The sequence below is a fragment of the Atlantibacter sp. MEI4A-1023 genome, assembly GCF_056155425.1.
This window is the reverse complement of record NZ_CM149568.1, coordinates 651,572-670,976: the sequence shown is the minus strand read 5'-3', so window position 1 is coordinate 670,976 and position 19,405 is coordinate 651,572. Positions and strand designations below refer to the sequence as shown.

Below are 19,405 nucleotides of genomic sequence, written 5' to 3'. Positions count from 1 at the left end.
TCACAGATTTGATGAAATGCGACCTTTGTCTTATTGTCTGAATTAACCGTTATGCTTCCCCTGTGCGTGGAAGATGAAATAATTACTTGTAAATCATGAGCCTCTCTATGAAAAATTATGATGATTTGCAGCGTTTCAAGGATAAGACACGCACCGGCGCTATCGATTTCAAGGATATGTCGGCGCAAAGCCAGCAGCACAGCAGCGGCAACTGGGCCATCATTAAACAGCTGTCGTCCGAAGGTGACGAGCAAACGCTGCTTGCGCAAGGAGGCAGTGTGTCCGCCCCGGTTCCCCAGGCCGTTGATGCCAGAACCTTCGAGGCTAGCCTAACGAAACCCGCGCAAACTGAACCCAGCCCGGTCGCCAAAGCGTCGTCTATCTTTGGCAGCCTTGCTCCCGGGCAGGCTGAGCTGCGTCAAACGCCCGCGCAGCCACCGCTGCTCTCACAGGTGCCGCCGCCAGCCTCTGCTGCCACGCCTGCACAACCCGCTTTATCACACCCTGCCGCACCGGTTAATGCCCCTGCGTCCGGGCAAACTCAACCCGTGCGATTTGATCAGTTATTTGCCACCAAAGGCGCAACGTCAACTGGGCAAAACGCGAAAGATATCCCCTTACAAACGTTGCTGGAGACGATCGCGTCATGCCGTTAGTTTGTGTTTGTTCGCCTAAAGGCGGTGTAGGAAAAACTACCGTTACGGCCAATCTGGCGTATGCGCTGGCTCGCTCGGGCAGCAAGGTCCTGGCGATTGATTTTGATGTACAAAACGCCCTGCGTTTGCATTTTGGCGTGCCGTTGTCCGATGGGCGCGGCTATGTGGCGAAAGCGGGTGAATCCGCCGACTGGAGCCAATTTGTGCTGACGGCGGGCGGCAACGTGTTTCTGCTGCCCTATGGTGACGTGACCGAAGAGCAACGCCTGATCTTTGAACAGCATCTCGCCAGCGACCCGCATTTCCTGATGCGCGGATTAAGCACGCTGCTGAATTATCCCGGTCTGGTGATCATCGCCGATTTCCCGCCCGGGCCGAGCCCGGCGCTGAAAGCCATGTCCCCCCTGGCGGATCTGCATTTGGTGACATTGCTGGCGGATACCGCTTCCCTGTCGCTGCTGCCACATATTGAAAACCACCGTTTGATTGGTGAACCGCTGAATCACAAGCAGGGTTATTACTTTGTGCTGAACCAGAGCGATAACCGCAGGAATATCAGCCGCGACGTCACCGCATTCATGCAACAGCGGCTGGGCGAGCAGCTTATAGGCATTATTAATCGCGATGAAAGCGTATCGGAGGCGAATGCCTCGCAGCAGTCTATTTTTGATTTCAGCCCTGCTTCCGCTGCGGCATTCGATATCGAATTAATCAGTAAAAGAGTAGCAGCCCTGCTCGGCATAAATATTGGCGACGGTGCGGTTCACGCCAATCTAAAAACATCACATTTCTGACGATTACCAGGAAGGCCTATGAAGAAGGTCCTGTTTTATCTCTTGCTACTGGTGCTTGCGCCAGTAGCGGTGCTGATCATCATTACGCCCATGGATAGCCAGAAACAATATATCTTCGGTCTGGTCAGCCTTGGCATTCTTTTTTTATTAGGGTTCAGTAAAAAACACAGCATTTCCGTGGTGATGATGGTGGTCTCCGCGCTGATGTCGACACGATATATTTATTTCCGCGCCACCCAAACCCTGCATTTTAATTCCGAGATTGAAGCCATACTCGGCATTGGGTTATTTCTGGCGGAACTCTATATTTGGGTCATCTTATTACTCACTTACCTGCAAACCGTATTCCCGCTGAAAAGAGGGATTGTCCCGCTGCCGGATGACATCTCGACCTGGCCGACGGTAGATATTTATATCCCTTCTTATAACGAAAGCCTGGAAGTGGTACGCGACACGGTGCTGGCGGCGCAGTGTATTGATTATCCACGCGATAAGCTCAACATTTACCTGCTGGATGACGGTAAGCGCCGGGAGTTCGCGGTGTTCGCCGCCGATGTTGGCGTAGGCTATATCACCCGTAACGATAATTTTCACGCCAAAGCGGGCAACCTTAACCACGCCATGAAGCTGACAAAAGGCGAGTTGATCTGCGTTTTTGACTGTGACCACGTCGCCACGCGTATTTTTCTGCAAGCCACCGTGGGCGCGTTTTTACAGGATCCAAAGCTGGCGCTGCTGCAAACGCCACACTACTTCTATTCTCCCGATCCGTTCGAGCGCAACCTGTCAGGGGGTAAAAATATCCCGAACGAAGGTTCGCTGTTTTACGGCCCGATCCAGCAGGGTAACGATAACTGGAACGCCACCTTCTTCTGCGGCTCCTGTGCGGTGATCCGCCGTTCAGCGCTGGAAGAGATTGGCGGCTTCGCGGTTGAAACCGTGACCGAAGATGCCCACACAGCGCTGAAAATGCAGCGTCTGGGCTGGAAGTCGGCGTTTCTCGCGATCCCGCTGGCGGCAGGTTTAGCGACCGAGCGTCTGGTGCTGCACGTGATCCAGCGTACCCGCTGGGCGCGCGGTATGACGCAGATATTCCGCATGGATAACCCGCTGTTTGGCCGGGGGCTGACCTGGCAGCAGCGCTGTTGCTATCTGAGCGCCATGCTCTATTTCCAGTTCGCCCTGCCTCGCGTGGCGTTCTTAACCGCGCCGCTGGCCTACCTGCTGTTTAACCTGAATATCATTCACTCTTCGGCAGGGTTAATTTTCGCTTACGCCCTACCCCACTTGCTACTGAGTATTTATCTTAACTCCCGCATGAACGGGCGTTATCGCTACAGTTTTTGGGGAGAAGTGTACGATATCGTGCTGGCGTTTCATCTGGTCCTGCCGACGGCGATCACCATGATTTTCCCGAAACGCGGCAAATTCAACGTGACTGACAAAGGCGGCCTGCTCAATATCGGCTATTTCGATTTCAGCGTGGTACGCCCGCATCTGATTGTCGCCATTTTACTCGCCATCGGCATTATCGCGGGTCTGGTCAGGGCTTTTGCCCATGACTACTTTGCGGTGGACCCGAAGGTTATCGCGCTGAACGTGGGATGGGGGATTTACAGCCTGGTGTTCCTGCTGGCGGCGATTGCCGTGGCGCGGGAAACACGCCAGACGCGTAAAACCATCCGTATCGACGTCGACGTGCCGGTGATCGTTCATTACGCCAGCGGCATTTCGTCGCGCACCCATACCCAGGACTTGTCGATGGGCGGCTGCCGTATCGTGGTGCCGGATAATCGTCATCTCACCGACGAGATTGAAGAAATCGAATTACAGCTACAGTCCGGTGCTATCAGCATCCCGGTCAATGTGATCGGCACTGATGACGAGTTTATCCGCCTGATGTTCGAAGATATTCCGCTGTCCCGCCGCCGCGAACTGGTGCGCGTGGTACTGGCGCGCGCCGACGCGTGGATCCGTCCGCCGAAGCCGCAGGATAACCCATTCCGCTCGCTGTTTATTATTATCCGCAGCGTGTTCGACCTGTTCTGGCTGACCTGGAAATCACGCCATGAAAACCGCCGCCTGCGCGAGGAAGAGGCGCGCCGCCTCAAAGCTGAGGACACCGCTGCATGAAAAGGATGACCGTCAAAGCCTGCCAGGTTTTGCTGGCGTTATGCGTACTGACACGGACCGTACCGGCGCAGGAGCAACAGCCGGGCGCGCCAGATTTCACTGCGCCCGCCGCGACGCCAGTGGATACGGCAGCGCCTGAGCCATTCTCTACGCCATCACCGGACGGCGCTATGCCGTCTGACATGCCCGCGACGCTCTCCCCGGAAGGGGCCGTGCCGCAAACCGACGCGCCAGAAACCACGCCGGTTCCCGCCATCCCGTTAGATTTGCCGCCGCCGGCCCAGGCCGCAGATAATACACCCGCCGCGACGCAGTTAATCCCCGGCAACGCAGTTAGCGTAACGGTGGCGCAAATGGGCCAGCCGCAAGGCGTGATCCTGAGCGGCGGGCAGTTGCAGGCAGGCATCAACTTTACCCTGCCCTCCGACCAGGTGATCACCAGCGCGCAGTTAAACCTGAACCTGAAAGTCTCCCCGGATATGGCCGCGCGTAATACCACGCTGCAAATGATGATGAACGGCCAGCCGTTAGGCACCGTGCCGCTCGGTACGTCGGACAGCAATATCTCGAATTATCAACTGGAGATCCCGGCAGCGCTGGTGGTGTCGAGCAACAACATCAGCTTTAAGATCAACGACGGCGATGCTCTGCTGTGCCTACGCGATCTTTCTGATAAATATCAGGTGACGATCATGCCGGACACCCGGCTGGATCTGGAAGGCCAGCAGTTGAATATCGGCGCGGATCTCAGCCATTTCCCGCGCCCGTTCTTTGATTCGATGCAGATGACGCCGACCACCCTCACCTTCGCATTCCCGGCGAAACTGCTGCCGGAACAGGTCAGCGCGGCGGCGATTGTCGCGTCGTGGCTGGGTATCCAGGCCGACTACCGTGGGATCAATTTTGACGCGATGCGCGACAAGCTGCCGGAGAAAAACGGCATCCTGTTCGGCAAACCCGGCGATACCATCGGCGGCCTGACCATGCCGGAAACCAATACGCCCATCCTGCAAATCGTCGATAACCCGGGCAACCCGGTGTACAAGCTGCTGCTGGTTGTCGGGAATAACGACCAGCAACTGCGCGCGGCGGCATCGCGCTTAACCCGTGGCGATTTCAACGTGCAGTCGCCGTTTATGCCGGTGGACGTACAGACCATCCCCACCAGCAAACCCTATGACGCGCCGCGCTGGATCGCCACCGACCGTCCGGTGCGCCTGGTGGAACTGATGCGCCAGGATCAAAGCCTGACGGTGTCCGGCATCTGGCATGAGCCGCTGCGCGTGGCGTTCCGCGCCGCACCGGATCTGTTCCTGTGGGACGGTGAAACCATTCCGATACAAATCGGCTACCGATTCCCGTCGGAAAGCTGGATCGATGACGAACGATCCTACCTCTCCATGACCTTCAACGGCACCTTCCTGCGCAATCTCCCGGTAAATAAACAGGGTCTGCTGGAGATGCTGTGGCATAAACTGGGCGGCGACGCGCGCCAGGAGAGCGCCCGGGTGCCGCTGGAACCCTATCTGATTTACGGCGATAACCAGCTCTCCCTCTATTTCAATATCGAAACCAAAGAGGCCGCGCCCTGTAGCGTGCTGCTGAATAACAACATCAAGAGCCGCATTGACGAAGATTCCTGGATTGATTTGAGCAAGACGCGGCACTTCTCGCTGCTGCCGAATCTCTCCTACTTCGTGGGCGCGTCCTTCCCGTTCACCCGGTTGGCGGACTTCTCGCAAACCGTGCTGCTGCTGCCGGAAACCCCGGCGGATAGCGAAGTCGGCACCCTGCTGGATCTGGCGGCCCGCTCCGGTATTGCGACTGGCACCGCGCTGTACCATAACCGCGTGATGTTTGGCCTGCCCTCCGGCGGTGCCAACCAGGTACACCTGAGCCAAAGCGACGTGCTGGCGGTCTCTACCATCGACCAAAACGCCTTCAACCGCGCCGTGCTGGCGCAATCGCCGTTCACCGCCAATGAACATACCTTTGGGGTGCGCGAGCCGACAATGTGGCAGACCGCCCAGCGTTATCTCGAAGGCGACTGGACCGCATCGGGCGTTGACGCCGACCGCTACTTCTCGTCTAACGAAGCCTGGCGCGGGTTTGTGAGCTTCCGCTCCCAGTGGAACCCGTCGCGGCTGGTAGTCATGGCGATTGGCAGCAATGACGATCAGCTTTCCCGCCTGTCTGGCGATCTGAACTCGGCGCGCATTAACGCCGGTATTCGCGGTGATGTCGCCATCATCACCGATGAAAACGGCGTGCGCAGCTTCCGCGTCGGCCAGCAGTTCCCCAGCGGGCAGATGCCCTGGTACATGATGGTGGTGTGGTACGCCAACCAGCATTCGGCGCTGCTGGCGCTGATTGGCCTGCTGTTCGCCATCGTGATGGGTTTGAGTCTGTACGCGTTACTGAAAAAACGTGCGCATAAACGCCTTAATCCGCAGGATTACGACAGTGAGTAAAGGTGGTAACAACATGAATCACAATAAAAATACCGCCAGACCATGGACGACGCTCTGCCTGTTCGGCGGGCTGACCGTAGGCGCGATCTCCGCCCAGGCGGCGGACAATAATCCCGCCCTTAAGGCGTTGTTCGATCAGGCCAATTACTGGCATGAAAAATCGCACGACGACCTGGCGAAAGAGTCGCTGCGCAAAGTGTTAATGGTGGACGCCAATAACACCCAGGCGATGTACCTGATGGCGCTATGGGCGCAGCAGGCGGGCGACGTGAAAAGCGCTGCCCAGTGGCGCGAACGGCTGGCGGCAGTATCGCCGCAGGACCCGAATCTCCAGGCGCTGGATAACGCCAGACAGCTCCAGCAAGTGCCGCGCGGCCAGTTGGATCTGGCGCGCCAGCAGGCCAGAAGCGGCAATATTCCGGCGGCGCTCAACACCTGGAATACGATGTTTAAGGGTGGCGAGCCGCCGCAAAGCCTTGCGCCGGAATACTATCTGACCATGGCCGGGGATAAGTCGCTGTACCCACAAGCGGTCAGCGGCCTACGCCAGATAACCACCCAATATCCGCAGGATAACGCGGCGCGCATCGCGTTAGGCAAGGTGTTGACCTACCAGGAATCCACGCGCCGGGAAGGGATCGACATTCTGCAAAACATGGCCAGCGGCAGTAAAGACGCTGATGCCGCGTTGCGCCAGGCGCTGCTGTGGCTGGGGCCGCGCGCGGGCGATGAGCCGTACTATCAAACCTTTTTGCAGCGCCATCCGCAGGATACCGACGTTCAGAACTATTACCGCACCAACATCGGCGGCGCTGCCAAAGGACAGGGCTTCGAAGCCCTGAACACCGGCAATACCGATGCCGCGCGCGGTCAGTTCGAGCAGGTATTGCAGGCCAATCCGGAAGACGCCGACGCGCTGGCCGGGATGGGCTATGTCGCCCAACGCCGTGGCGATTACGCCGCCGCCGCCCAATACCTGAACCGGGCGGCAAGCCTGGGCGGAGAACAATCCGCTGAACGTAAAAAGCAGGCGGAAGACGCGGCGTTTTACGGCCAGCTCGCCGCCGCCCAGAACGCGCTAAAGCAGGGCAACGTCAACCAGGCGTTAAGCCTGAGCGCCCCGCTCGCCCAGCAAAGCGGTGAACAGGGTATCGCGGCGAAGCTGTTCCGCGCCGACGTGCTGCGCCGCAATAAAAATTACGCCGAGGCGGAGCAAGCCCTGCGCGGCGTGCTCGCCGAGCAGGCCGATAACGCCCCGGCCCGAGAAAACCTCTATTACGTGCTGCGCGAGCAGAATAAAACCGCTGAGGCGCAATCGGTACTGCAAACCCTGCCCGCCAGCTTACAGGCCCGTTTGCAGCCGCGCGTCTCCAGCGGCAACCCCACCGATCCGATCCGCCGCCAGGCGCAACAGGCAGTGGCCAGCGGCGATACGCAGCGGGCCATTTCGCTGCTGGAGCAGGGCGTGGCGCGCTATCCTTCCGACCCGTGGCTGCGTCTCGATTTGGCGCGCCAGCTGCAAAAACAGGGGCGCAGCGCCGAAGCCACCAACTTAATGGCCCCGGCGTTCCGGCCCGGCGCCAGCCATACCCAGCTTTACTCCGCCGCGCTGTTTGCCAGCGAAAACAACGGCTGGCAGCAGGCGCAAACCCTGCTGTCGCGTATTCCTGCCGCCAGCCAGAATAGCGATATGCGCGAACTGGCCCAGCGGGTGAACTACAATCTTCAAATGACCACCGCCGAGCGCTATCTGGCGCAGGGCGATACGGTTGCCGCCGCCAATACCTTAAAAGCGCTGGCCTCCCGTCCGCCGCAAAGCCCCGCCGATGCGGGCAAACTGGCGCGGATGCTGGCGGAAACCGGTGATGTGGGCGGCGCGGTAACCGTGGTGCGCGACAACATGCGACGCGGCGTACAGGGCAACGCCGGTGACTATGCCGATCAAATTACGGTGCTGAACCAAGCCGGTTTAGGCAGCGAAGCGCAGTCCTGGCTGGCAAACCCGGCGTTACAGGCGCGCAGTACGCCGACACAGCTGGCGAATATTCAGCAGGGCTATGTGATCAACGAAGCCGACCGGCTGCGAGTACAGGGCAACTATGCGGCGGCGTATGACAAGCTGATCCGCGCCATGCAAAGCGATCCGCAAAATGCCGATCTGATGTTCGCTATGGGGCGGCTGTATCAGTCCGGGAAGATGAACAAAGAAGCGGGCGTGGTGTACGACTACCTGATGACCCGCGACACGCCGCAGCAGGATGCCCGGGTCGGGGCCATTGACGTGGCGCTGGCGGAAGGCAATACCGACCGCGCGCGCCAGCTGGCGGCAGGGCTGCGCAGCAACGACACGCCGGACCGGCTGCTGCTTCAGGCGCGCGTCGCCGAAGCGCAAGGCAACCACCAGCAGGCGATGAGCTATCTGCGCTCCGCGCGCGGTAAGCTGTTAGGCTTGCAGGGCGCGGGCGGGGAAACCTCACCGATGCTCGGCGGCCTGGCGCTGGCGGATAACCCGTTTATCACCACCGCCAGCCGCAGCGAAGCGACCTCCCCGTCGGTCTATGGCCAGGCGATGCCGTGGCAGGTGGCGCAACTGGCGCGCAATCCGCAAACCGCGCCGCCCGCCGCCGTGCGTAGCGATCTCCCCGTAGAGAGCGTCCAGGCGGGCACACTGCGCCAGGTAGACAATATGATCGAGCAGCTCACCGAGAAAACCGCCACCTGGACGCGGGGTTCGGTGGCCGTGCGCGGGCGCGATGGCGAAAGCGGGCTTAGCAAACTCACCGAAATCAAATCACCGCTCCAGTGGTCGACGGTGCCGTTTGGCGATTCGCGTTTTGATATTAACGTCACGCCCATTAGCCTGAACGCCGGAAGTTCATCCGACCAGGCCAGCACCCGCTTCGGCACCGGTGCATTGATCCAGGGCGAAGTGGCCCAGGGCATTTACAACGCCTCTACCACCACGCCGCCGACCCGGCCTAATCTCGACACCCTTGACGTACCGTCACAAGGTTCGCAAAAAGCCTCCGGGGTGGAAGTGGGCATGGCGCTCACTGGCGATCAGTACAAAATCGACGTCGGTTCAACGCCGCTCGGCCAGGATTTGAACACCGTGGTGGGCGGGATCCAGTGGTCGCCGCAGTTGACCGATTATCTGAAGCTGATCCTCACCGGCGAGCGCCGCGCCGTGGTAGACAGCCTGCTCTCGTATGTCGGCGTGGAAGATAAATACAGCGGTAAGAAATGGGGCCAGGTCACCAAAAACGGCGGCAGCGCCCAGTTGAGCTATGACAACGGCGACGCCGGTTTTTACGCGGGGTTCGGCCTGTATAACTATCTGGGCGAAAACGTGCCGAGCAACAGCAACGTCACCGGATCTGCCGGGGTCTATCTGCGGCCTTTACGCGCCGATGACCGCGAGCTGAAAACCGGTATCAGCATGACCTATATGGATTTCTCGAAAAACCTGAGCTACTTCAGCTACGGTCAGGGGGGCTATTTCAGCCCGCAGGATTATGTCAGCGTCTCTTTCCCCGTCGACTATTCTCAAACCTTCGACAACTGGAAAATGTCGGTGGGCGCGTCGCTGGGTTATCAATCCTACACTCAGGATAAGAGCGCTTACTTCCCTGGCGACAAACGCTTGCAGTCGCAGTTGGAAGATTACGTCGCCAACGGGTTCGCCAAAGAGGCGTACTACAGCGGCAACAGCGAAAATGGTCTGGGCTATAACCTGCGTGCCGCCGCCGATTATAAGATCAATAAGGACATGACCATCGGCGGACAGGTGGGTTACGACACCTTCGGCGACTACAACGAAAGCTCCGCGCAGCTTTACTTCCGTTATCTGCTGGGAAATAACTAATATGAATGACGCACAACTTTTGCACTATTTCCAGAATCAACAAACCCAGTCAGGATGGTTTGCACTGCTCCACATCATGGTGGAAAACATGGTGGCGAACGTAGGCGAAACGCAGAGTCATGCCTTTCTGACGCAGATGGGCGACGATCTTGGCAAGGGATTTCCGCTGCCGCTATCAAATACGGTAGGTGAACTGGAAGTCGTGATAAATAAGCAACTTGCGGATTTCAACTGGGGGTATATTGATATCGAAGCCAGCGAAACCGCCCTGCTTATTCGACACAGGGCGCTACCCACTCCCCCCGATCACGCCAAACAAGCGGCATGGAGCAGCGCGATGAGCGCGGTTCTGGAGGGTTTGTACGCGCGCTGGTTGCAGTCTCAGGGGGGGAAACCCACGGTGTCGTTATGGCGCGAAGCCGCGCCGTCGGCCACTGAGGTCATATTCAGATATCAAAATAGCCGATGAGGTGAATGCATGTTGCAGCGATGCAAAACGCTGTTTGTCGCCATGATGGTGTTGCTAACCAGCCAGTGCGCGCTGGCCGGTAGCGCGTGGGATAGCTATAAAGCGCGGTTTTTAATGCCCGACGGGCGCATTATCGATACCGGCAATAACAGCGTCAGCCACACCGAAGGCCAGGGTTTTGCCATGATGATGGCGGTGATGAACGATGACCGTGCCAGCTTCGACAAAATTTGGGGATGGACCAACAAAACGTTAAAGAACCCGGATAACGGTCTGTTTTACTGGCGCTATAACCCGGTGGAAGCCCAGCCCATCACCGATAAAAACAACGCCACTGATGGCGACACGTTTATTGCCTGGGCGCTGTTAAAAGCGGGTGAGAAATGGGGCGATAGTACCTATCTCAGCGCCTCGGACACTATCGCCAAAGCGATTATCGCTTATAACGTGATCAGCTACGCGGGTTACAAAGTGATGCTGCCCGGCGCGAAGGGGTTCAATCTTAACAGCAATATCAATCTGAACCCGTCCTACTTCGTGTTCCCGGCCTGGCGCGATTTAGGCAACCGCAGCCATTTGATGGTCTGGAAAGAGTTAATCAATGACGGCCAGAAACTGCTGGGAAAAATGCGTTTTGGCAACGGACAGCTTCCGGCGGACTGGGTGTCGCTGTATGCCGACGGGCGAATGACGCCCGCCAAACAGTGGCCTGCGCGTTTTAGCTATGACGCCATCCGCGTTCCGCTGTATAGCAAATGGTATGCGCCGCAAAGCCCATTGCTGGATCCGTACAAGGCCTTTTGGGGCCAGTATTCCCGCAGCCAGACGCCTGCCTGGGTGAACGTGACTACCAACGATCCCGCCCCGTATAGTATGGACGGCGGCATTCTGGCGGTACGCGATTTCACATTGGGGCAGTTGCCGAAGGGCGAACCGCAAATCACCGCCCAGGAAGATTACTACTCCGCCAGCCTGAAAATGCTGGTCAGCCTGGCGGCTCGCTGAAAGACACGCTGCGCGAATAAGCGCAGCGCTGTTATGCCGTGAGGAGGGTGATCTCCTCGGCCTCAAACGCGCTGCGCGTCTCGCAGCTCAGCGTCTCTTCAATCACCAGCACGTCAATTTCACTGCATCTCGCGACGGTAAACCGTGCGATACCGGGAATTTTATTCGCCGTCATCGCTACGATGGTTTGATTACTTTGGCGGATTGCCGCTTTCTTGAACTCGCAGTCGGCAAAGTCAAAGCCGGTCAACCCCGACTCCGGGCTCATGGCGCATCCGCCAATAAACGCCTGGTCGAAAATAATATTTCTGATCTGCTCCAGCGCGGTGCTGCCCACGCAGCCGCCAATATTTTTCTGGATCTGCCCGCCCAGCATAATCACCTCAATCAACGGGTGCTTTAACAGCACGGCGGCGATATCCGGCGCATTGGTGACCACGGTGATCGGTAAATCCTCCGGGAAGACCGACGCCATCGCCAGATTCGTGGTGCCGGTATCAATAAAGATGCAGGTACCGTTTTTCACCAGTTGCGCACAGCGCTTTGCCAAAAGTCCCTTTTCTGCGTGATTGTGCTCTTTTCGATGGGTAAAACTTGCGTCATCCTGCAATTGCAGCACTGCGCCGCCATAGACTTTTTTGCAGATCCCCTCTTTGCTGAGTTCATGCAGATCGCGGCGAATCGTATGTTCAGACACCGCTAACTGTGAGGCAAGATCGCTACAGATCACCCGGCCATTCTCTTGCAGGATCTGGCGGATCAGCGCTTGTCGCTGCTCCGGAAAAGCTGCATAATCGAGCATATAAATCCTTAAATCATCACAAACGAGCTATAGTGAGCATACTCCTGCAACCCGGGCCCCGCTGTCAACGGCATCCGGCCTGATTGAATACAAAATTTGAAGAGGATCTACATGTCCCAACATCGTTCCGGCGTTTCACCGGCATTTGCGACTCGCCTTGTTTTCTTTATCGCCGGATTCGTCACGGCGGCCTGGGCGGTGATCGTGCCGTTCGCCCGCAGTCATACCGGCGTCAACGAGGCGACCCTGGGTACGCTGCTGCTGTGCCTCGGCGTGGGTGCGCTGATTGCGATGCCGGTAACCGGGTTGCTGACCAGTAAATTCGGCTGCCGCCGCGTGATCCTCTGTGCCGTCGGGTTTATCGTGCTGACCACCCCGCTGCTGTCGATCGTGTCCGATCCTCTGTTACTCGCAGGCGCTCTGCTGCTTTTTGGCGTCGGCGTCGGCGTGACCGACTGCGCCATGAACATTCAGGCTATCCTGGTGGAAAAAGCGTCTCCGGTGCCGCTGATGTCCGGGTTCCACGGGATGTACAGCGTCGGCGGGATTGCCGGTGCGGGCTTTTTGACGCTGCTGCTAACGCTGGGGATGACGATTTTTACTGGCACTCTGCTGGTCACTCTGGCGGTCATTGTGATGACCATGATGAGCCGTTCCGGGTTGCTCAACTACGCGAATCCCGCCGAAGGCCCGGCGTTTGCCATTCCCCGGGGCGCAGTGCTGCTGCTGGGGATCGTCTGTTTTGCCGTGTTCCTTACCGAAGGGACAGTACTGGACTGGAGCGCCGTCTATTTGACCGATGCGCGCAATATCCCGGAAACCCTCGGCGGGCTGGGCTATACCTGTTTCGCCATCGCCATGACCCTGTTCAGATTAACCGGTGACCGCATCATCGCCCGGCTGGGGCGCCTCCCCGTCGTGTTGGGCGGGTCGATTGTCGCGGCAATCGGTCTGGCGCTGGTGACGTATATTCCTTCATGGGAATTATCGCTTATAGGCTATGCGCTGGTGGGCGCGGGCTGCGCCAATATTGTTCCGGTGATGTTTTCAGCCGTAGGCCGCCAGACAGTGATGCCCCAGGCAGCGGCGGTGCCGGCCATCACCACCCTGGGCTATCTGGGTGTGCTCAGCGGGCCTGCGTTTATCGGCTACGTGGCGCATTACAGCTCCCTCTCTTTCGCCTTCTCGCTGATCATGGTGCTAATGCTGATGGTCGGCGCGTTATCCCTTACCCTTAACCTCGGTCATAAAACCGTGACGGCGGAGAACGCATGAAAATTGCACATATCGCGCTCTGGACGCGCGACCTGGCGGCGCAGCAGGCATTCTGGCGTAACATGTTCGGCGGCGTCAGCAATACGCTGTACGTCAGTAAAAACAGGCCGGGATTCCAGTCGTATTTTATCAGCCTGCCCGAAGGCCCGACGATTGAGTTAATGACCCTGTCCGAACTGGGTGACGGGCATAACGGGCAGGAGCTGACGGGCTGGGCACATATCGCCGTCAACGTTGGCGAGAAACAGGACGTGGATGCCCTGGCGGATCGCGCCGCCCAGTCCGGCATTCTGGTCAGCCCGCCTCGCACCACCGGCGATGGGTTTTACGAGGCGGTGATCCGCGATCCCGATGGCAACCTGATTGAACTGGTGGCCTGATCGGTTTTATTCCGCCCCGCTGGCCTGATGGAATCCACACGATCCCCGGATCACCAGCGCGGGCGGCAAAATAATCCGCTTGGGCGGTTCATCATTGCCCTGAATACGGCTGTACAGCAATTCCCCCGCTTTACGGCCAATTTCTTTCGCCGCCACCGAAACCGTGGTTAGCGCGGGCTGCACCAGGGCCGCCTCGGTAATGTCGTCAAACCCCACCAGCGCGAAATCCTGGCCGGGGGTGCGGCCCATTTTGCGCAGCGCCTGCATCACGCCCAGCGCCACAATGTCCTGGTAGCACACGGCGGCGGTAATTCCTGGATACGCGGTCAACAGCGCTTCCGCCACACGCGCACCATCGCTCTGGCTGGCCTGGGAGGTGACAATCCACTCCGGCTTTGGCGACAGGCCATGCTCGATAAGTTTGCTGGTGAAACCGCCGATACGCTGGGCACGAGTACCAGAATTTTGGCTGCCGCCGATAAACGCAATGTTCCTGTGGCCCAGCTTTAACAGATGTGCGGTCGCCAGTTGGGTGCCGAAAAAGTTATCGGTGCCGACGTAATCGAAATCGGCATCTCCGAAGGTGCGCACCGTGAGGATCACCGGAATATTGCGCCGCTTCAGGCCATCAAAAAAAGCCTGCGGCGTGTCGCGCGCGGCGCACAACACCATGCCGCAGGCATTGTTGCGCATCAGCGAGTCGACAAACCGCTGCTGGCGCTCGCCGGATTCTTCGCTGTTGGCAAGAAACAGCAGCAGATTGTGGCGCTCCATTTCATGGCTCAGCCCGGCGGTCATCTCGCTGTAAAACGGGTTAGTGATATCGTGCAGCAGCAGCCCGACCTGATTGCTGCTGCGGTTGCGTAAATTCGCCGCCGTCTGGTTGTAGACATAGCCGGATTCATCCAGCGCTTTTAGCACCCGCTCGCGGGTAGCCTGTGATATCCGGCCCCGGTTGCGCAGCACCATAGAAACGGTCGCGGTGGAAACGCCCGCACGTTCGGCGACCTGCGCCAGCGTCACTGTCGTCATGATTCCTCCCTTCTTTCCAGACAGATTAATCGAATAACCTGTTTTTTGCACATTATCCTGTGAGGCGTTTCATAAGACCGCCTGTAACTGGCGCTTTATTGCCATAAATGGCGGGTTAATCGCGTTAACCACTCTTCCCAGAATCGGTTAATCGATTAATCTTTTAGCAAGGATTAAGGGAGAGCATATGAAACAGACAGCTTATGATAAATACCCGGAAATCACGATTTCGGGCTTTGAGAACCAGGCCTGGCAAGGATGGGATGACGTCGCTGCTGCGCTAAACGCGAAACGTCCCGCCCAGGGTAAAACGGTGCTGGTGATTGACTGTTACCCCGGCGTCAGGCTTGCGGAGCTGGAAACTCAGCTCATAGCCCGGCTTACGCCGCAGTTAACAATTAACGCGGAAACTGCCCGGCTGGATGAACAGCATTTGCATGAACTGCTGGCCCGCAATCTCACTGACGATCGAGTGTTTGGCGTGCTCTCCTGTCATCAGTTACCTGAATTCTTCTCCCCGCAGCGCCTGGCGCAACTGCGCCACGAGGTTGATCGCGTTGAGCAAGGCCTGGTGGTGATTTATGGCCCCGGCGCGGCGCTGGTGCATTCGGGCGATGTGCTGGTGTATGCCGATCTGGCGCGCTGGGAAATCCAGCAGCGGATGCGCAGCGGCGAACTCGGCAACTGGGGCGTTGAAAACCAGCACGAAGACATGCTGCGCCGCTACAAACGCGCCTTCTTCATCGAATGGCGAGTGTTCGATCGCCATAAAACGCCGCTGCTGAAGCAGGCAGATTTTGTGCTGGATACCACCCGGCAGGATCACCCAACGATGGTGAGCGGCGACGGGCTGCGCACCGGCCTTGTGCAGGCAACGCGCCAGCCGTTTCGCGTGGTGCCTTTCTTTGACCCTGGCGTATGGGGCGGCCAGTGGATGAAACAGCGATTCGATCTCGATCCCTCTGCGGCGAATTACGCATGGTGTTTTGACTGTGTGCCCGAGGAAAACAGCCTGTTCTTGCGTTTCGGCGCGGTGCGGATCGAGATCCCCTCTCAGGATTTAGTGTTATTACAGCCGCGTCAGCTGCTGGGTGAAAAAGTCCATGCCCGGTTTGGGGCGGAATTCCCTATTCGCTTCGACTTTCTCGATACCATGGATGGCCAGAATCTCAGTTTCCAGGTGCACCCGCTCACGGAATATATCCAGCAACAGTTCGGCATGCACTACACCCAGGATGAAAGCTATTACATCCTCGACGCGGAGCCGGGCGCAGTGGTGTATCTGGGAACGCAAACCGGGACGCAGCCGCAGGCGATGCTGGACGATCTGCATGCCGCCCAGCGCGGTGAAAAGTCCTTTGATGACCAGCGCTTCGTGAACCAAATCCCGGCACGCAAGCACGATCACTTCCTGATCCCTGCCGGGACCGTGCACTGTTCCGGTAAGGGCACCATGGTGCTGGAGATCAGCGCCACGCCGTACATTTTCACTTTCAAACTGTGGGACTGGGGCCGCCTGGGGCTGGACGGCCTGCCGCGCCCGGTGCATCTGGAGCACGGCGCCCAGGTGATCGACTGGCAGCGCGATACCCGCTGGGTGGAAAAACATCTGGTGAACCGGATCGAGCCGGTCGCCCGGGGCGAAGGCTGGTGTGAAGAGCGTACCGGCCTGCACGAACGGGAATTTATTGAAACCCGTCGCCACTGGTTTAGCGCGCCGGTTACCCATCACACCCACGGCGGCGTCAACGTGCTCAATCTTGTCGAGGGCGCACAGGCCCTGGTCGACAGCCCAACCGGCGCATTCGAACCTTACGTGGTGAATTATGCCGAGACCTTTATCGTCCCCGCCGCCGTGGGGGAATACCGTATTTCGCCCTGGGGTGAAAGCGTCGGGCAAACTTTGGCGACGGTGAAAGCCTGGGTAAGGGGGTAATCATGATTCATTTTATTGTCGCCAGCCACGGTCCGCTTGCCGAGGCGCTGCTGGAAAGCAGCCGCATGGTGTATGGCGAACTGCCGCACGTATCGACGGTTACGCTGAATGAACAGCGTGGCATTGACGGGTTTAAACAGGACTTCGCGGCGGTGATGGCCGCTGCCCGCGAAGGTGCTGACGGCGTGCTGGTGCTGTGCGATATGCAAAGCGGCACGCCGTGGAACGTCGCCTGTGTGTACGCCTTTTCCCCCGACTGCGTGCCGCCGGTTGCCGTGGTCGCCGGCGTGAATTTCCCGATGCTGCTGCTCAGCGACGAGGTTTCCGGGGGGACCGACGTTCACGCCGCCGCCGCACTTTTACTGGAGATGACGCAGCCGACGCTGATTAAAGCCGCCCCCGTTTCTTCATCAACTTCTGACGATTTTTAAGGAGCCCGCTATGAGTCTCTCATTTGTACGTATTGATGACCGCGTCATTCATGGGCAGCTCGTGACACGCTGGGCCAAAGAGCTGCCCTGTGACGGCATCATCGCCATTGATGACGCCGTCGCGGCCGATCCCCTGCTCTCCTCGGTGATGAAGGGCGCGGTGCAGGACACCAAAGTGTGGTTATTCGATACCGCCACCGCCATCGAAAAATTGCCAAAGGTGATTGCCAGCGAAAAGCGTTATTTCGTGATCGGCAAATCACCCGTAACGCTCCAGCGCATTGAAATGGCAGGCATCAGCCTGAAAAACGCCAACGGCAAGATCAATGTCGGCCCCATGAGCGCCCGCGCCAATACCACGACTATCGGCCCCAACCAGTCGGTGAATGCTGAAGAAACCGCCGCCTTCGACTGGCTTGTTGCCCACGGTCACGCCATTGAGTTTCGGCTGGTTCCCGATGCCAGTTTCTATAGCTGGCAGGACGCCCGGCAAAAAATAAAATGAGGAGCGCATTATGATTATTGAAGCCACATTGATTGGCATTCTGTGTTATCTCGGGGCGCTAAGCAGCCCCTGGCTGTTTGGCCTGACGGGCGGCTGGTATTTGATCACCCGTCCGCTGGTTTCCGGGATGCTGGTCGGCCTGATCCTCGGCGATGTGACCACCGGAATTATTATCGGCGTGGCGGTACAGGCGGTATATATCGCGATGGTGACGCCGGGCGGCTCCATGCCTGCCGACCTCAACTTCGTCGCTTTTCCGGCCATTGCGCTGGGCATTCTCTCTGGCAAAGGGCCGGAGGTCGCCGTGGCGCTGGCCGCCACGATTGGTATCGCCGGGACCATTTTGTTTAATGCCATGATGGTGCTGAACTCGTTCTGGAACCACCGCGCCGATGTGGCGCTGGAGCGTGGCGACGAGCGCGGTATTTATCTCAACAGCGCTATCTTCCCACAGGCCACCAATTTCCTGCTGCGCTTTGTACCCACCTTTATCGCGGTTTACTTTGGCGCGCAGTACATCAGCGAATTTATGGACAGCCTGCCGCGCATGGTGCTGTCGATCATGAACGTGCTGGGTGGCATTTTACCGGCGGTGGGTATCGCGATCCTGCTTAAGCAAATCATCAAAAATTACAGCATGTTGATCTATTTTTTGGTCGGCTTCGTCTGCATCGTGTTCCTGAAGCTGAACATGGTCGCCCTGGTGATCGTGGGCGCGCTGCTGGCGCTGATCCATTACAACTACAAGCCGGAAGCCCAGCCTGCGGTGAAAGCCGCGTCGCCTGCCGATGATGAGGATGAATTCTGATGGAAGAACGTAAACTGACCCGTAAAGATCTGCGTCGCTGCTGGCGCGCGTGGATGATGCACAATCTCTCTTCCATGAGCTTTGAACGGCTGGAGTCCTTTGGTTTTTGCCTCAGCATGTTGCCGGTCGCCCGCAAACTCTACCCGGACGCGGCGGCGCGTACCGAGATGCTGCGCCGTCACGCGTCGTTCTATAACACCGAACCGCAGATTGGCGCGATTGTTAACGGCATGGCGCTGGGCCTGGAAGAGAAAAAAGCCAACGGCGAACCTATCGACGGCGAAACCATTAACACCCTGAAAGTCGGCCTGATGGGGCCGCTGGCCGGGATTGGCGATTCAATGATCCCCGGCATGCTGATCCCGATTTTGCTCAGTATCGGGATGGCGCTGGCGGCGGGGGGCAGTATGCTCGGCCCGCTGTTTTATGCCGTGGCATGGCTGGCGATTATTATCCCCGGCTCGTGGTTTTTGTTCCTCAAAGGCTACCAGATGGGCTCCGGCTCGGTGGAAATGCTGGTCAGCAGCCGCTCGACACGCCTGCGTGAAGCCCTGTCGCTGCTCGGCGTGTTCGTCATGGGCGGCGTAGCGGCAAGCTATGTGAAGTTGGGCACCGGACTGGAGTTCGTGACTAACGATGGGGTCAATATCCACGTTCAGCAAATGCTCGATGGGATCTTCCCACAACTGTTACCGCTGATTGTGGTGCTGGGCACCTGGTATCTGATGGCGAAGCGCGGGGTATCGCCCGTTAAGGCCATGCTGCTATTGCTGATCCTCGCCGCAATAGGCGTGGCGACCGGGTTGTTTGCCGGGTAAAACGATCACTCAAGCTAACCGGGGC

At 58.3% G+C, this 19,405-nt stretch carries 16 protein-coding genes; 14 read left to right on the top strand and 2 right to left on the bottom strand.

Features of this window, described 5'->3' with window-relative positions; genetic code table 11:
* Positions 1–107: 107 nt before the first annotated feature.
* The 7 genes from bcsO to ACVV26_RS03230 are packed head-to-tail and all read left to right on the top strand — an operon-like array spanning position 108 to position 11,393.
* Positions 108–656, top strand: a complete 549-nt coding sequence (gene bcsO / locus ACVV26_RS03260; RefSeq protein WP_474799973.1) for a cellulose biosynthesis protein BcsO — start codon at positions 108–110, stop codon at positions 654–656.
* Positions 647–1,450, top strand: coding sequence for a cellulose biosynthesis protein BcsQ (bcsQ, locus tag ACVV26_RS03255; RefSeq protein ID WP_474799971.1), 804 nt, complete (start codon positions 647–649; stop codon positions 1,448–1,450). The genes bcsO and bcsQ overlap by 10 nt, the downstream gene beginning before the upstream one ends.
* Before the next feature lie 18 nt (positions 1,451–1,468).
* Positions 1,469–3,583: a UDP-forming cellulose synthase catalytic subunit gene (bcsA, locus tag ACVV26_RS03250; RefSeq protein ID WP_312980459.1), complete on the top strand. Its 2,115-nt coding sequence runs from the start codon at positions 1,469–1,471 to the stop codon at positions 3,581–3,583.
* Positions 3,580–6,054: a cellulose biosynthesis cyclic di-GMP-binding regulatory protein BcsB gene (bcsB, locus tag ACVV26_RS03245; protein WP_474799969.1), complete on the top strand. Its 2,475-nt coding sequence runs from the start codon at positions 3,580–3,582 to the stop codon at positions 6,052–6,054. Before bcsA ends, bcsB begins: the two co-directional genes overlap by 4 nt.
* A gap of 13 nt (positions 6,055–6,067) precedes the next feature.
* Positions 6,068–9,919 (top strand): cellulose biosynthesis protein BcsC, encoded by a 3,852-nt coding sequence (locus ACVV26_RS03240; protein WP_474799967.1) that lies wholly within the window; start codon positions 6,068–6,070, stop codon positions 9,917–9,919.
* 1 nt (position 9,920) lies between these two features.
* Complete coding sequence (gene bcsD, locus ACVV26_RS03235) at positions 9,921–10,388, top strand: cellulose biosynthesis protein BcsD (protein WP_474799965.1); 468 nt, start codon at positions 9,921–9,923, stop codon at positions 10,386–10,388.
* Between the two features lie 9 nt (positions 10,389–10,397).
* Positions 10,398–11,393 (top strand): family 8 glycosyl hydrolase, encoded by a 996-nt coding sequence (locus ACVV26_RS03230; RefSeq protein ID WP_474799963.1) that lies wholly within the window; start codon positions 10,398–10,400, stop codon positions 11,391–11,393.
* A 31-nt stretch (positions 11,394–11,424) separates the two neighbouring features.
* Here the strand turns inward: ACVV26_RS03230 and ACVV26_RS03225 are convergent, their stop codons facing one another.
* A complete protein-coding gene (locus ACVV26_RS03225) occupies positions 11,425–12,195 on the bottom strand; it encodes a DeoR/GlpR family DNA-binding transcription regulator (protein ID WP_474799961.1) in 771 nt (256 codons plus the stop codon).
* A gap of 111 nt (positions 12,196–12,306) precedes the next feature.
* Between ACVV26_RS03225 and ACVV26_RS03220 the strand changes: the two genes are divergently transcribed.
* On the top strand, positions 12,307–13,470 hold the full coding sequence (locus tag ACVV26_RS03220) for an MFS transporter (RefSeq protein WP_474799959.1): 1,164 nt from the start codon (positions 12,307–12,309) through the stop codon (positions 13,468–13,470).
* Positions 13,467–13,850: a VOC family protein gene (locus tag ACVV26_RS03215; RefSeq protein WP_474799957.1), complete on the top strand. Its 384-nt coding sequence runs from the start codon at positions 13,467–13,469 to the stop codon at positions 13,848–13,850. The genes ACVV26_RS03220 and ACVV26_RS03215 overlap by 4 nt, the downstream gene beginning before the upstream one ends.
* 6 nt (positions 13,851–13,856) lie before the next feature.
* On the opposite strand, the gene ACVV26_RS03210 is transcribed toward ACVV26_RS03215, so the two are convergent.
* Positions 13,857–14,882: a LacI family DNA-binding transcriptional regulator gene (locus ACVV26_RS03210; RefSeq protein ID WP_474799955.1), complete on the bottom strand. Its 1,026-nt coding sequence runs from the start codon at positions 14,880–14,882 to the stop codon at positions 13,857–13,859.
* 187 nt (positions 14,883–15,069) lie between these two features.
* Between ACVV26_RS03210 and ACVV26_RS03205 the strand changes: the two genes are divergently transcribed.
* The 5 genes from ACVV26_RS03205 to ACVV26_RS03185 are packed head-to-tail and all read left to right on the top strand — an operon-like array spanning position 15,070 to position 19,380.
* On the top strand, positions 15,070–16,818 hold the full coding sequence (locus tag ACVV26_RS03205) for a class I mannose-6-phosphate isomerase (RefSeq protein ID WP_474799953.1): 1,749 nt from the start codon (positions 15,070–15,072) through the stop codon (positions 16,816–16,818).
* A 2-nt stretch (positions 16,819–16,820) separates the two neighbouring features.
* Positions 16,821–17,249 carry a PTS sugar transporter subunit IIA gene (locus ACVV26_RS03200; protein WP_474799951.1) on the top strand — a complete coding sequence of 143 codons (429 nt, stop codon included), beginning with the start codon at positions 16,821–16,823 and terminating at the stop codon, positions 17,247–17,249.
* A gap of 10 nt (positions 17,250–17,259) precedes the next feature.
* Complete coding sequence (locus ACVV26_RS03195) at positions 17,260–17,754, top strand: PTS sugar transporter subunit IIB (RefSeq protein WP_474799949.1); 495 nt, start codon at positions 17,260–17,262, stop codon at positions 17,752–17,754.
* A gap of 10 nt (positions 17,755–17,764) precedes the next feature.
* Positions 17,765–18,562, top strand: coding sequence for a PTS mannose/fructose/sorbose/N-acetylgalactosamine transporter subunit IIC (locus ACVV26_RS03190; RefSeq protein ID WP_474799946.1), 798 nt, complete (start codon positions 17,765–17,767; stop codon positions 18,560–18,562).
* Positions 18,562–19,380: a PTS system mannose/fructose/sorbose family transporter subunit IID gene (locus tag ACVV26_RS03185; protein WP_312980430.1), complete on the top strand. Its 819-nt coding sequence runs from the start codon at positions 18,562–18,564 to the stop codon at positions 19,378–19,380. Before ACVV26_RS03190 ends, ACVV26_RS03185 begins: the two co-directional genes overlap by 1 nt.
* The last annotated feature ends 25 nt before the right edge of the window (positions 19,381–19,405 follow it).